Here is a 15,858-nt window from a genome sequence, read left to right as displayed (position 1 = left end):
CTGATCTAGTTTATTAAATCTCGTATGTCGTGTAGCTATATATAATGATTTGATTCCGATATATACTCATAATAACTTTTATTGTTTACAAAAACCTACCATAGTCAATGCACATTAAATTTAATATACAATTACAGGACTATAATAAATAAAATTAATGTAACAACGATCTAAGTAAATTTAGACATTATATATAATATGCATAATATTTAACAATCACTGGTATTAAACAAATAATTTTATTTAAAAAACAATTTTTCTATAATACAAAAATTATACTCCATGCTTACCATTTTAAATCTTTTTAATTTCTTTTAGAAAAAATTACCATACCTCTTATATTAATAAGAGGTATGGTAATTAAATAATTTCAAAAAAAATAACACCCATTCACATCATGTATTCAAAGATCTTCAAAGCATAACTCCCTATCTATAAATTATCATTATTATAAAATTAAAATTAACATATGCTATATAACACTATATACTAGACATCGACATGCAAATCCATTAAAATCGGTGAAATATGAAGTTATTATTATATTTAATTTCGATTCAATAAAATCCATATAAACATATTAAAATAATACCAATAAAAATATAATATTTGTTGTATAACATATCAAATATATTTAGTTTTTATTATTAGTCCATTCAATACAACAATCATGAAAAAATTTGAAACTACACTAATTACTTCTGGAAGAGAACAGAAATATACATACGGCGCAATTAATCCTATTATCCAACGAACATCTTCAGTAGTATTCAATTCTATTCAGCAAAAACAGAAAGCTGTAAATAATCATAGTACAACTGATAAATTATTCTATGGTCGATATGGAACTATTACTCATTTTTCCCTACGCCAATCAATGACTGAATTAGAAAATGGTGTTGGTTGCATGCTATATCCATGCGGTACAGCGGCAATTACTCATACGATCCTTTCTTTTGTCCAACCAGGAGACCATATATTGATGACAGGATCTGCATATGAACCAACTCAGAAATTCTGTCGATATGTTTTAAAGAGAATGAATATAGACACTACCTGGTTTGATCCATTAATTGGAAATAATATTTCTAATTTAATTCAACATAATACTCGTTTAGTTATATTAGAATCACCAGGATCAATAACAATGGAGGTGCAAGATGTTCCTAGCATCGTTAAAACAGTACGTAAAAAAAAATCAGATATTATCATATTACTAGACAATACTTGGTCAGCAGGAGTTTTTTTAAAAGCATTAGATATCGGAGTAGATGTTTCTCTACAATCAGGTACTAAATATATCATAGGCCATTCTGATGGAATGATAGGAACTGCAGTTTCTAACGCACGTTGTTGGGATCAATTACAAGAACAATCTTATTTAATGGGACAAATGGTTGATGCTGACACCGCTTACATGGCATCACGTGGATTACGCACTTTATATGTTAGATTAAAACAACATGAAGAAAATGGACTACATGTTGCTCATTGGTTAGCTCAACACCCAAAAATAGAGCGAGTCAATCATCCCGCTTTATCTACATGCAAAGGACATAAATATTTTATAAGAGATTTTAGTGGATCTAGCGGATTATTTTCATTTATTTTAAAGAACCGTTTAAATGATTTACAATTATCTAATTTTATTGATCATTTTAAATACTTTAAAATTGCATATTCCTGGGGCGGATTTGAATCTTTAATTTTAGTTAATCAAGTAGAAGAACTACGTCCTATACGCCCTTCTGGTGCGTTAGATTTTACAGGAACATTAGTTCGAATTCACGTGGGATTAGAACACCCTAATGATCTGATTCATGATTTATCGGATGCTCTTAACCGCATAAATGCATAGTGACATAAATAACTTTAACGTTCAAAAATATTTGTATCTTTATACATTAATCGCAAAAGTATCTAATCAATAATTAGATATACATATCCGTAATTTTTACATATTCAAACTAACAAACGATTAAAAATCGTATCCACTCCTCCAATACAGTTAAAAATTATTTTATACATGCGTTTTTAATGATCAAGATATCTGTGTTTCATATTCAATTACCTCTTTATTTAATGAATCAATTTTCACTTTCATAATCTCATAACAATATTTAGTCATGTCACGTACTTTATTGGGTTCGTATTTTTGAGTTTCTATAGGAGGCATAAATTCAATAATCACTAAACCATTAGACCAACGATTTAATTTTATTTTTTTATTAGAAATATTAGAAACACAAACAGGTACAATTGGTATTCGAGCTGCAATTGCAGCATGAAACGCACCAATTTTAAACGGTAACAATCCTCTGCCGGCACTACGTGTACCTTCCGGAAAAACCCAAATAGAAATATCGTGCGTTTTAACAGATTTAGCCTTTTGTATTAAAATATTATGAGACCGAGTATTTTTACTACGATTAATTAATATATTTCCACATAACCAATATAGTTGCCCAAAAAATGGAATCCACAATAAATTTTTTTTACCTACTATTATTGTACGGGGCTTCACAACACAAGATACTGTGATCATATCGTAATTATTTTGATGATTCGCAATATATATACAATGCCTTGGTAATTGATTACTTGATAAATTTCGTATTTTAAGTTGAATACCAAAAATAGGAGCCATGCTTCCGAACAATCGACCAAAAAGAGCAGTGTGGTATGACTGACGCGGTCTTAATAAACAATAAATAATACCAAATATACAAATATTAATTGACAATATCAAGACTAAAATAATACGTATAATGGCAAGCATATTTTCTCCTTGAACATATCGCTAGGAACGTGTTATTAAAAAAAATTATATAATTATTGCGTTTATGTTTAATCAGACAATATCATTTCTTATACTTAATATTTTCAGAACAGTTATTAAATTATAATAATTTCGGTCAAAAACACTACCCTGATTAGGATATATGAATTTTATTCACATAAAATGTTGTCATATAAATATGTTATTGAAATATATTCAAAAACTACAGAATAAAACACAATCATTATTGATGATATTCAATATATATAATTTTCTTTATGCGATATATTTAAAATATTCTTAAAACTTTATTACTTAATGAACAATTATTTTCATTAAGTCATATGAATACGATAAGTTATCAAATCTGAAATAGTTAAAACTGGCATTTTGTGTCTACGTGCAAACGCAATTATTTCTAATATACGCGCCATACTTCCATCTTCATTTGTTACTTCACATAATACCCCAAATGGCTTTAATCCAGCTAATAAAGTTAAATCAACAGCTGCTTCTGTATGACCAAAACGAGCTAATACTCCCCCATTTTGAGCGCGTAAGGGAAACACATGTCCAGGACGATTTAAGTCAGAAGGCTTTGCACTATCTTCTATAGAAGCTCTAATAGTAGTTAATCGATCTGCAGCCGAAACCCCAGTAGTTACACCTTTTGCTGCTTCTATAGTAACAGTAAAAGCAGTTCTATACCTATTACTATTATTCTCCACCATCATTGTTAAATTTAACTGTTTACATCGATCCTCTGTCAAGCATAAACAAACTATCCCACTGCCATAACGAATAGTTAATGCCATTTGTTCAACTGTCATATTTTCCGCAGCAAATATCATATCACCTTCATTCTCACGATTTTCATCATCCATTACTAAAATACCCCGTCCATTGCGCAATGCTTTTAACGCATTTTGGACACGCTCGACAGGCGATCCAAATTCAGATAAAACATTCCTCCGGTGCATGATAATTAAATCCTCACTAAATACCATAATTTATTGCAATAAAAATACGATCAAACTATAAAAAGTACAATTTTAATAAATAGAATATATATATTCTATTAAAACCTATATCCCCATCCCTCATTTAGACTATCGCCACTAATGCTCAGATTATATCAAATCATTTTCATAAAATCGTACTGATAATGCTGTCAAATTCATATTTTTATGATTAAATGTAGCTAGTATGTACTAAACCATCTTTACTCTGTATGCATAGACACTATATACACAAAACATGTCACACCTGATATGTTTCAATAAATCAAAAATTTATATTAAAACACTATTTATTATGAGTAATACTACATATATTAAAAATAATTAATAACATTGATATGTTGATTTTCAAAATCAAAAAATTTGATGTTATTCATATTAATTTATTCCAAACATTATTCAAAATATTACATATAATTTAAATAAAAACATCTCGAAATTATTATCATACAAAATGAGCAAATACGAATTATGGAGAATCAAAATAACTTTATATACCTACATAATGTTATTACAAACCACGATAAAAACGAAATAATTATAAAAACTATAAAATATTACAAACCAATATAAACACAAATTAAAACCGTCAGCCATATTAATAACAAGGATAAAACAATTCTCTTTTAACTACATTGTCATAAATAGAATAATTATATTGACTTCCAAATCATATTAATACATTTACGTCTTACTCATGCCCGAGTATTGTCGCGCTCGTACGCGCATCTCATGACTTAAACATTCGCTATATTTTAATATCATACTAAAATACATATTTATGATAAATTACCTTACATTCTTTTAATTTTTACGTTTAATAGCATTAATAATATTGCTGCTAGAACACCCAGTTTGAAAATTTAACACACGCACTGTCCCTCCACGATTCAGCACTCCTTGGCTTCCCTCGATATCACATACATGATAATCGCCTCCTTTTACCAAAAAATCTGGAGATAAGTATGCAACTAATCTTGAGGGTGTATCCTCATAAAAAGGCACTACCCAATCTACGACTGTTAAAGCAGCTAATATAAACATACGTTGTTCTAAAGTATTTATAGGTCTTGTTTTGCCTTTTAAACGCCTCGTTGAGCCATCACTGTTTACGGCCACAATTAATCTATCGCCAAGTTTTTTAGCATTAGTCAAATAACTTACATGGCCAGAATGCAATATATCGAAGACACCATTAGTCATGACTATTTTTTCACCTCTATTACGAACTACAGATATTGTCTGTTTTAACGTTTTCTCATCTAATATACCGACAGGCAAAGTAGTACATATATGACTATTCATAATATTTTTCATTTCAGTTACATTACTAGTAGAAGTCCCAGATTTTTTTATTACCGCGCTAGCGGCCAAATTAGCTAAAAAACATGCTTTTTCTAAACTTTTACCAGAAGACAATGCTGCTGACAGTACACCAACTACCGTGTCCCCAGCGCCAGTTACATGGTATACTTTCTTTTTCTGAGTTGAAAAATATAATGGGGCTGCATACCGTGTGCATAAAGTCATACCCCTTTCAGAGCGTGTAATCAATAAAGCTGATAAATTGTAATCGATTATAATTTCTTGAGCTCTATTTATCAAAATTTTTTCATTACGACAAGACCCTACGATCGATTCAAATTCTGATATATTAGGAGTTAATAAAGTAGCTCCTTTATAACGAGAAAATTGTATACCTTTAGGGTCTACGATAACCGGTACATTCATATAACGTGCCAATTTAATAATCTCTTCTATGCAGTTTAAAGAACCCTTGGCATAATCAGACAATACTAATACCTTATATTTTGGTAAATACAATTCAACTTGTTTAAGTAATTTCGTAGTATCAACATTATTAAAATATTGTTCAAAATCTAATCTGATAAGTTGTTGATTACGTGACATTACTCGTAATTTAATTATAGTAGGACATGTTCTAACTGAGATAAAATTCCATTTTATATTCGATTCGTTAAGTTGCTTTTTTAAAATTTTAGCTGCTTCATCAACTCCAGTTAATCCTAATAATCTCGATCGAGCACCTAAAGAAGCAATATTCATTGCAACGTTGGCAGCTCCACCTGGTCGATCTATAATTTTATTAACCTTAACAATCGGAACAGGTGCTTCTGGGGCAATCTTATCGGTAGGCCCATACCAATATCGATCTAACATAACATCCCCTACAATTAATACACTCGATTTAGAAAAATTTGGAAAAATAACAGTCATGATTTACCCAATAAACATCTTGAACAAATAAAAGCATAGCTAATTATACATTATAATAATATTAAAATTATTAATAAATTAAATTATTTTGTAAGTAATCAAAATCATAATACAAACAACTTTAGTACATTTGTAACGCTGTTTGAAATACAACTGAATTTATATTTTCAAAAAATTAAGAATAATATTCTGTCTTAGACTATAGCCCATATTAATACTTTATGTGTGAAATTATCTGTACTATATATAACTTGATGTATCAATTAATGAATTGACTTGATTCATTAGTACTAAAATAATTGTTTAAAAACCTTTGTTTAATATAATTAATAAAAACAAAAAAATCACTATATTTTATTTTCAAAATTATATTCTACATAAAATAGTTTTATTTTTAATTAATCAGTAGCATTTTACTATGCAAATCATTTGATTGAGAATTGCTCAATGGAAAAATATTTAGTGGGTGGCGCCGTACGAGACGCGTTGCTAAAACTACCAGTTCAAGAAAAAGATTGGGTAGTAGTAGGATCTAGTCCTCAAGAAATGTTAAATATAGGCTATGAACAAGTTGGAAAAGATTTTCCGGTATTCTTACACCCAGAAAGCCATGAAGAATATGCATTGGCACGCACTGAACGAAAATCTGGTCAAGGATATACTGGGTTTATTTGTCATACAGCCCCTTCAATTACTATTGAAGAAGATCTGTATCGTAGAGATTTAACCATTAATGCTATGGCTTATGACTCACACGGAAATCTTATAGATCCATATCACGGACAAAGAGATATAAAATTACGACTGTTACGGCATGTTTCTCATACATTTCATGAAGACCCTCTACGAGTATTAAGAGTCGCTCGCTTTGCTGCGCGATTCGCACATATGAATTTTGCTATAGCTCCAGAAACACTAATATTAATGAAACAAATGATTCATGAATTACTATCGCTATCTCCAGAACGTATATGGACAGAAACAAAAAAAGCTTTGATTACAGATAATCCACAAGTATATTTTACAGTCTTACGGCATTGCGGAGCCTTAAAGATTTTATTTCCTGAATTAGATGCATTATTTGATATACCTACTCCAACTCAGTATTGCACAAAAATTAACACTGGTTATTATACCATGACAACACTTTCCAAAGCTGCTTATTTAACAGATGATATCAGTGTACGTTTTTCTGTTCTATGCCGTGATTTAGGAAAAGGAATCCCTCTCAATAAAATAAACAAAAATACCAAACATCATGATCACAGAAAATTGGGAATTACTTTAATTCACAATTTATGCAATAGATTCAAAATACCACATGAAATTCGTAATTTTTCAAAAATTACCTCAGAATATCACGACTATTTATATAACGTAAAAATATTAAAACCTGAAATGCTAATGACCTTATTTCATGTTTTTGATTGTTGGCGCCGCCCAAACAGAATAGATCAAATTATTTTGGTTAGTCAATCCGATCCAATAAGATGGAAGAATTATAATAATTATTCACTCAATCAAGAAAATTTACTACGTACAGCCTTTACCGTTACTAAAAAAATTTCCACTGTAGACATTATTAAAGATGGATTCACCGGATCGAACATAAGTAGGGAATTATACGCCAGACGTTTACATGCTTTAAATTCATGGAAAAATAAACAAATATAAAATATGTATATACATAATTTTAAAAACACTATAAACAATCGAATAACTTAAAGCAAATATGCACAACTAAAAACAAACCACAAACACATATAGTGGCACTTTTAATGGTATTAAATTTACATACAAAAATAATGTTTTTATATAAATCACAACAATAGTTACCATTATAATAATAATTATATTCTTTAATATTCAACACAAAGCACATTAACCAATGCAAATATCTAATAATTTTAAATTTTTATCAAGCACATTAATGTAAATCATGTCATTAACCCCCAATAAATACCTCCTGCCAATAAAAATCGATATATAGCAAAAGGAATTAAAGAAACATTTTTAACTATTTTCAAAAAATATCTTACAGTAAATAATGCTATAAAAAATGCTGTAGCACTACCCGCTATCAATAACAAAACATCCATGAGACCAATACAAGATCTATAATGATATAAGGTTAATACCGCAGAACCAAATATAATAGGCACCGCTAAAAAAAATGAAAACTCTGATGATATACGCCGATCAAGCCCAACTACTAATCCTCCTCCGATAGTAGCACCAGCACGAGAAAATCCCGGCCAAAAAGCTAAACATTGAAAACACCCAATTAAAAAAGCTTGCAAATAAGTTATATTATTGATACGTGATACACGTGGTTCTTTAGATGCACATAATTCTCCAACTAATAAAAAAATCCCTCCAATTATCAAACCATACATAATATATGTTAACTCAAAAATCAAACCAATTTTTTCATAAAAAATCATACCTAACATTATTCCTGGAAACGTTCCTAAAAATATATGCCGAATACATAAATGATTATGATCATCATGTTGTTTAAAAAATATTTTTTTTATACAAATCATACTCATACCATATAATTGACTCCAAAAAATTTTTGTTATAGACAAAATAGCACCTAATTGAATAATCACAGTAAAAGCTATGACTGAATCATCCATGCAATTTAAAATATTTTCTACTAATATCATATGCCCTGTTGAAGAAATAGGAAGAAATTCTGTTAAACCTTCTACTATCCCCAAAATCAATGAAAAAACTAATCTACGTACATCTAATATTAATGATCTAACATCAATAACATAGGCTATAATATTTAACGTAATATAAATCATTGACATATGTATCACCACGTTACTCATGGTATATAGAAATAATTATACTTATTTAAAAATTTTTCTTATCTTATAGATACATCCATACACTTTTCAACAAACTAACTCTTTTTTAAAGACTTGAGAAGTGTTTTATTCTTTCGCTCAACACATATACCAACATTACAAGCATTATGAATTGCACCAGGTTTATTCACTTTTACACGAACCCAGTAAATACAAAATTTTTCTATCAATGTGTTTGCTATTAAATTAGCAACATCTTCTATTAAGTAAAAATGTTTCTGGCTCACTAAACTAAGTATGACTTGATTTACATGAGTATAATCAATATAAGACACTACACTTTGATGATCTTCAAAAAATTCAGTATTACATGACAATTGCAAATCAAAAATTAATTTTTGCAAACAATTTTTTTCCCAATCATTTATACCGATATACGCCATTACTGTCAGTCGATCGATAAATAAGATATCCATCATATATTATATTCAATTACATAAAAATTATTTATTTAAATGATATTGACTATTTAATATACACACATATATATGTAAAATATATGCAATAATTGCTATTAAATATCAATAAATTAATTATTATGATTTTTTTTTCTATTCTAATAACGATATTTGCTTATTTTTTAGGGTCAATATCTAGCGCTATTTTAATATGCAAAATATTACGTTTTCCAGACCCAAGAAATTTTGGCTCTAAAAATCCCGGTGCTACTAATATTTTACGCATCGCAGGTCTTAAAATTGCAATTAGTGTAATTTTGTTTGATATATTAAAAGGAGCAATCCCAATGTGGTTGGGATATCATTTAAAAATTTCACCTATTTTTTTAGGAGCTACGGCTGTTTTTTCCTGTCTGGGACACATGTACCCCATATTTTTTAAATTTTATGGAGGAAAAGGGGTAGCTACCGCATTTGGAGTCCTTACAACCATAGACCTGCATCTTTCCATAGTTATGATCAGTTCCTGGACGTTGACTGTGCTATCTTTTGGATATTCCTCGCTAGGAGCTATCGTTACTGCGTTCATTATACCTTGTTATGCTTGGCATTTTCAATCTCAATATTTACTGCCAACCATCATAATATCTTCTTTAGTTGTAATAAAGCATGCAGCTAATATTAAACGATTATGGCATCACAAAGAAAACCGTATTTGGCGTAAATAACATAAAATATTACTAACACGCAAATTATAATGATTGCTTTATTCGTGGAAGATCTTCTAATGACCAGCGTGGTCTTACTAAAATTGGTAAATCACTAAATAATCCAGCCTTTAGTCTAATTAATCCAGCGTAAGCCACCATTGCGCCATTATCTGTACAAAACTCCGGTCTAGGATAAAACAAGCTTCCTTGTAAGGTATACATCATCTTCAAAAGATACGACCTTAACGCATGGTTAGCGCTAACACCTCCAGATATCACTAAACATTTTAATCCAGTTTGATTTAAGGCACGGCGACATTTGATTGCTAATGTTTCAATAATTGCATCTTCAAACGCACGTGCAATATCAGCACAATTTTGAGCATCATGAGAATTTGACATAATAGTATTTACCGTACAAGTTTTTAAACCAGAAAAACTAAAATTCAAACCGGGGCGATCAATCATAGGACGAGGAAATACATAACGCTTCGAAATACCCTTCTGAGCCATTTTTGATAATAAAGCTCCTCCAGGATATTTTAATCCTAACAATATAGCAATCTTATCAAACACTTCTCCAACAGCATCATCAATAGATTCTCCTAATATTTTATATTCCCCTATATTGCTTGCAGACACAAGTTGAGTGTGTCCGCCAGATACTAATAATGCTATAAATGGAAAAGTAGGAACTTTTTTTTCTAACATTGGCGCTAATAAATGAGCTTCCATATGATGAATATCGATAGCGGGTATTTTCCAAGCATACGCAAGTGTCCTAGCAACAGTTGCTCCGACCAATAAGGCACCCATCAATCCAGGTCCAGCAGTGTATGCTATTCCATCAATATTTTTTGGCTCTAAACGCGCTCGATTTAGTGTACATGAAATTAAAGGAACTATTTTTCGAACATGATCACGAGCAGCTAATTCAGGAACAACCCCGCCATAATCAGCATGCAATTCACTTTGACTATATACTTCATTAGCTAATAACCCTTTATGTTGATCATAAATTGCTACGCCTGTTTCATCACATGAAGTTTCAATACCTAAAACACGCATATAATACTCCATATTTAATTGACAATTACAAAATACTCACACTATTTATATTTCATGTCATAATATTTAATGCTATATTACAAAATAGTAAAAATATAGTTATTTATATAAATAAAATAACAATAATCCTCAATCAAAATATTAAATAATAGAGACAGATATATGCCAATAATTAAAGTGCGTGAAAACGAATCATTTGATGTAGCGTTACGTCGTTTTAAAAGATCTTGTGAAAAATCAGGAATTTTATCTGAAGTACGTCGTAGAGAATTTTATGAAAAACCAACTACAGAACGTAAACGAGCCAAAGCATCGGCTATTAAACGTCATATAAAAAAACTATCTCGAGAAAATTTAAGACGTATTCGCTTATATTAAATAAGCTCGTGGTTTTTCATGTGCAAAAATTAAACAATAAAAATTATTTTTCTAATTATAAAATACCAGGGCACATTTACCTACATATATGACATTCAACCATCCATGATGATAATCATTATGTTATCTGTTCTCAATAACATGAGCTAAGGCGAGACAATTACCCGAATCCCAAATACAGTAATTAATGAATTGATATCACGTACTAATATTGTTGATTTAATTAGTCAACGCGTTCCTTTAAAAAAACAAGGAAAGAATTTTTTAGCCTGTTGTCCATTTCATACTGAAAAACATCCATCATTTACTGTTAATATCGAAAAACAGTTCTATTATTGCTTCAGCTGTGGATCACATGGAAATGTGATAGATTTTTTGATGCATTATGATCGACTTACATTTCTTGAAGCTATCAAAGAACTATCGATCATGCACGGAATCTCAATAGAAAAAAATCTAAATGTTTGTAAGCGCAATAATTATCTAAAAAATAACTTATATCAGTTAATGAATAAATTATGCGCATACTATAAAAATATCTTAACCCAAAAAAAATATTTATACGCTTACAAATATTTGAAAAATCGTGGATTAAATACCAAAACTATTGATGATTTCAATATTGGATTTGCTCCACCCAGATGGAATAATATAATACAAAAATTTGGTCTTACATTATACGATCAAAAATTACTTGACCAATCAGGTATGTTAATTAGTAGTAATACAAAAAAATATAAATATGATCGCTTTCGTGACCGATTGATATTTCCTATACGAGATATAACAGGAAGAATTGTGGCATTCGGAGGTCGTGTTATTACTCAAAACAAAATACCCAAGTATTTAAACTCACCAGATACCGAAATTTTTAAAAAAAGTCAACATTTATATGGCTTATATGAAGCGCGTATGAAACACAAAAATCTCTCTTGCATACTTTTGGTAGAAGGTTATATTGATGTTATCACGTTAACACAATTTGGTATTAATTATGCAGTTGCTGCTTTAGGAACGTCTACTACTGATAATCATATTCGATTGTTGTATAGTATTACTGATCAAATCATTTGTTGTTATGATGGCGATTATGCTGGTAAAAAAGCTGCTTGGCGTACATTAAATACTGCCCTTCCGTATCTTACTGATGAACGTCAAATACATTTCGCATTTTTGCCTCATGGAGAAGATCCAGATACATTAATACGTAAAATAGGAAAAGACAACTTTTTAAAAAGGTTAACTCAAACACAAGATTTATCAAATTTTTTATTTGAAACATTATCAAAAAAAACAAATTTACAAACATTATCAGGTCGAGTTAAATTAAGTAGTCTGATATTACCTATACTTAAAAAAATTCCAGGGCAAACACTGAAATTATGTTTACTGCAACAATTAGGCAATAAAATAGGGATTTTAGATGATAATAAATTAAGTCAATTGCTAACAAGAAAACCTGTTACATATACTAATAAAATAAACAGATGTTATGTAAATAACAGCATAGGGCACATACTGGTAGGATTATTAATACAAAATCCACGACTTTCTAAATTAGTACCAAGTGTACAAGGATTAGAACAATTGAAACAGAATGATATTGTAATGTTTATTGATTTAATTCAAATATGTAAAACATATCCAATATCAACTTCTGCGCAATTATTAGAACATTATCGTGGAAATAAATTTTTTTCAAAACTTGAATCGCTAGCATATTGGAATCATTTAATTACAAATGATATGATAGAGACTACTTTTGTTGATGCTTTGACCAAATTATATAATCTGACTCTTGAAAAACGCCAAGAGTTACTTATTGCTCGTGATCGTACATCTGGTCTAACAACGCAAGAACGTCAAGAATTATGGTTATTAAATCAAACATTATCGAAACATTAATATAAAAATTACAAACTCTTTGGATTTAATGTCACTAATGAAAACAATCATGAAGATACCTCCTGAATGAAATTATTTTTGCAATCATTTACTACATATCATCGATAGATGGGATATTACACCACTATTAAACTTTTAAATATAAATATTATTTTGAAACGTGGGAGTATTTTATGGAACATAACCCACAATCACAACTTAAGTTGCTCGTCACACTCGGGAAAGAACAAGGATACTTAACTTTTTCTGAAGTTAATGATCATTTGCCAGAAGACATCGTGGATCCTGGTCAAATCGAAAATATAATCCAAATGATGAATGATATGGGTATTCAAGTCATGGAAGAAGCCCCTAATTCCGACGAGTTTTTATTAATCGAACACACTCATTCTACTAATGATGAGGAAGATGCAACAGAAGCAGCTGTGCAAGCATTGACTAACGTTGACTCAGAGTTAGGCAGGACAACTGATCCAGTACGAATGTATATGCGAGAAATGGGTACTGTAGAATTATTAACACGAGAAGGTGAAATAGATATTGCTAAAAGAATTGAAGACGGAATAAACCAAGTACAATGTTCAGTTTCTGAATATCCAGAAGCAATTACTTATCTTTTAGAACAATATAAACGCGTGGAAACCGGTGAAACACGCCTTTCAGATTTAATTACGGGTTTTGTAGATCCTGATATAAATGAAAATATATCAATACACACAAACATCAATCACATAACTGCTGAAGTTACAACTGAATCAATATCTGATGACGATGAAGAAGAAAATAATGATGAAAATAACATTGATCCAGAAATAGCCTATGTAAAATTTACAGCACTACGTAATCAGTATGATATAACACGTAAAACAATTAAATATAATGGACGAAATCACATTAAATCATCAAAAGAAATTTTAAAACTCTCTGAAATATTTAAACAATTTAGATTAGTTCCAAAACAATTTGATTATTTAGTTAATAATATGCGCTCTATGATGGAACGAGTACGTAAACAAGAACGCTTAATTATGAAATTATGTGTCGAGATTAGTAAAATGCCAAAAAAAAATTTCATAGCGTTATTTTCAGGAAACCAAACGAATAAAACATGGTTTAATACAGCTTTATCTATGCACACATCATGGTCAGAAAAATTATATAAAGTTGATGAAGATGTGCAGAATAGTTTATCAAAATTACATCAAATTGAAAAAGAAACAGGACTAACAATAGAACAAGTGAAAGATATTAACCGTCGTATGTCTATTGGAGAAGCTAAAGCTCGAAGAGCTAAAAAAGAAATGGTTGAAGCTAATCTTCGTTTAGTTATATCTATTGCTAAAAAATATACAAATAGAGGATTACAATTTTTAGATTTAATACAAGAAGGTAATATTGGTTTAATGAAAGCCGTAGATAAATTTGAGTATCGTCGTGGTTATAAATTTTCCACTTACGCTACTTGGTGGATTCGTCAAGCAATTACTAGATCGATAGCCGATCAAGCACGTACTATTCGAATCCCAGTCCATATGATAGAAACTATTAATAAACTTAACCGAGTTTCTCGACAAATGCTACAAGAAATAGGACATGAACCAACGCCAGAAGAACTAGCAGAGCGTATGCTTATGTCAGAAGATAAAATTAGAAAAGTGTTAAAAATTGCTAAAGAACCTATTTCTATGGAAACTCCTGTAGGAGATGATGAAGATTCTCATCTTGGGGATTTTATTGAAGATACTAATCATGATTTACCTTTAGATTCAGCAACTTCAGATAATTTACGTACTGCTACTCATGATATACTTTCTGGATTGACTCCAAGAGAAGCTAAAGTATTGCGTATGCGATTTGGTATTGATATGAATACTGATCATACTCTAGAAGAGGTGGGTAAACAATTTGATGTAACCCGTGAACGTATTCGTCAAATAGAGGCGAAAGCTTTAAGAAAACTACGTCATCCTAGTCGATCTGAAATATTGCGAAGTTTTTTGGATGATTAAGTAAATATCATCTAAAAAGTATGATTACTCGTTTCTTTATAATCATGATACCGTATATAGCTTTATAAATACATTATTCAACACATAACATCAAAAATAACTATTTTTTTTATTGTAAAATATTGATATACATTATGATAATCAAACACATCAATAAATAAAAATCACACAATGTAGCAAAAATTAAAATTAATAAAAAATATTATATTATGTATGTAACATAATATTTTATTTAATGAATGAAATAAAGTTATTATGTACATGGGGTAAAATTATTAATATAATGGTGAACGTTCTTTATGTCATATTGATAGTCATCCAGGCCCCTTAGCTCAGATTGGTTAGAGCAGGCGACTCATAATCGCTTGGTCGCTGGTTCAAATCCAGCAGGGGCCATTCCTTATGTTTTAAAGTATTTAAAAAAATCATTTATTCTTCAGTCAAAAATCTAACGTTTTATTCTTAATAACAA

At 30.0% G+C, this 15,858-nt stretch carries 12 protein-coding genes and 1 tRNA gene; 7 read left to right on the top strand and 6 right to left on the bottom strand.

The features are described 5' to 3' along the window. Positions 1-670 precede the first annotated feature (670 nt). The gene (gene metC, locus BPEN_RS00330; RefSeq protein ID WP_011282620.1) at positions 671-1,858 is read left to right on the top strand and encodes a cystathionine beta-lyase; all 1,188 of its coding nucleotides are present in this window, start codon (positions 671-673) and stop codon (positions 1,856-1,858) included. Between the two features lie 183 nt (positions 1,859-2,041). Here the strand turns inward: metC and BPEN_RS00325 are convergent, their stop codons facing one another. The 3 genes from BPEN_RS00325 to hldE form a co-directional block, all read right to left on the bottom strand. After that, positions 2,042-2,779 (bottom strand): 1-acylglycerol-3-phosphate O-acyltransferase, encoded by a 738-nt coding sequence (locus tag BPEN_RS00325; protein ID WP_011282619.1) that lies wholly within the window; start codon positions 2,777-2,779, stop codon positions 2,042-2,044. 335 nt (positions 2,780-3,114) lie between these two features. Continuing rightward, a complete protein-coding gene (ribB, locus tag BPEN_RS00320; RefSeq protein WP_011282618.1) occupies positions 3,115-3,759 on the bottom strand; it encodes a 3,4-dihydroxy-2-butanone-4-phosphate synthase in 645 nt (214 codons plus the stop codon). A gap of 843 nt (positions 3,760-4,602) precedes the next feature. Next, positions 4,603-6,036, bottom strand: coding sequence for a bifunctional D-glycero-beta-D-manno-heptose-7-phosphate kinase/D-glycero-beta-D-manno-heptose 1-phosphate adenylyltransferase HldE (gene hldE / locus BPEN_RS00315; RefSeq protein WP_011282617.1), 1,434 nt, complete (start codon positions 6,034-6,036; stop codon positions 4,603-4,605). A gap of 447 nt (positions 6,037-6,483) precedes the next feature. Between hldE and BPEN_RS00310 the strand changes: the two genes are divergently transcribed. After that, the gene (locus tag BPEN_RS00310; protein ID WP_011282616.1) at positions 6,484-7,710 is read left to right on the top strand and encodes a tRNA CCA-pyrophosphorylase; all 1,227 of its coding nucleotides are present in this window, start codon (positions 6,484-6,486) and stop codon (positions 7,708-7,710) included. Between the two features lie 263 nt (positions 7,711-7,973). On the opposite strand, the gene uppP is transcribed toward BPEN_RS00310, so the two are convergent. Together uppP and BPEN_RS00300 are read right to left on the bottom strand one after the other, a co-directional pair. Further along, positions 7,974-8,858 carry an undecaprenyl-diphosphatase UppP gene (uppP, locus tag BPEN_RS00305; RefSeq protein ID WP_011282615.1) on the bottom strand — a complete coding sequence of 295 codons (885 nt, stop codon included), beginning with the start codon at positions 8,856-8,858 and terminating at the stop codon, positions 7,974-7,976. A gap of 95 nt (positions 8,859-8,953) precedes the next feature. Next, a complete protein-coding gene (locus BPEN_RS00300; protein WP_011282614.1) occupies positions 8,954-9,337 on the bottom strand; it encodes a dihydroneopterin aldolase in 384 nt (127 codons plus the stop codon). Positions 9,338-9,456: 119 nt separating this feature from the next. On the opposite strand from BPEN_RS00300, the gene plsY reads away from it, so the two are divergent. Then, positions 9,457-10,044, top strand: a complete 588-nt coding sequence (plsY, locus tag BPEN_RS00295; RefSeq protein ID WP_011282613.1) for a glycerol-3-phosphate 1-O-acyltransferase PlsY — start codon at positions 9,457-9,459, stop codon at positions 10,042-10,044. Between the two features lie 24 nt (positions 10,045-10,068). Here the strand turns inward: plsY and tsaD are convergent, their stop codons facing one another. Next, complete coding sequence (gene tsaD, locus BPEN_RS00290; RefSeq protein WP_011282612.1) at positions 10,069-11,094, bottom strand: tRNA (adenosine(37)-N6)-threonylcarbamoyltransferase complex transferase subunit TsaD; 1,026 nt, start codon at positions 11,092-11,094, stop codon at positions 10,069-10,071. Between the two features lie 162 nt (positions 11,095-11,256). Here tsaD and rpsU point away from each other — a divergent pair, with 162 nt between their 5' ends. From rpsU to BPEN_RS00270, 4 genes are all read left to right on the top strand, one after another. Further along, positions 11,257-11,472, top strand: a complete 216-nt coding sequence (gene rpsU / locus BPEN_RS00285) for a 30S ribosomal protein S21 (RefSeq protein ID WP_011282611.1) — start codon at positions 11,257-11,259, stop codon at positions 11,470-11,472. Positions 11,473-11,631: 159 nt separating this feature from the next. Continuing rightward, a complete protein-coding gene (gene dnaG, locus BPEN_RS00280) occupies positions 11,632-13,377 on the top strand; it encodes a DNA primase (protein ID WP_011282610.1) in 1,746 nt (581 codons plus the stop codon). 173 nt (positions 13,378-13,550) lie between these two features. Beyond that, positions 13,551-15,386, top strand: coding sequence for an RNA polymerase sigma factor RpoD (rpoD, locus tag BPEN_RS00275; protein ID WP_011282609.1), 1,836 nt, complete (start codon positions 13,551-13,553; stop codon positions 15,384-15,386). A gap of 321 nt (positions 15,387-15,707) precedes the next feature. Continuing rightward, positions 15,708-15,782 (top strand) — tRNA-Ile (locus BPEN_RS00270). Positions 15,783-15,858 lie beyond the last annotated feature (76 nt).

Origin of the sequence: Candidatus Blochmanniella pennsylvanica str. BPEN (assembly GCF_000011745.1) — a bacterium.
GTDB classification, from domain to species: Bacteria; Pseudomonadota; Gammaproteobacteria; order Enterobacterales; family Enterobacteriaceae; genus Blochmanniella; species Blochmanniella pennsylvanica.
The sequence above is the reverse complement of the archived record's forward strand: the minus strand, read 5'-3'. Positions and strand labels throughout refer to the sequence as shown.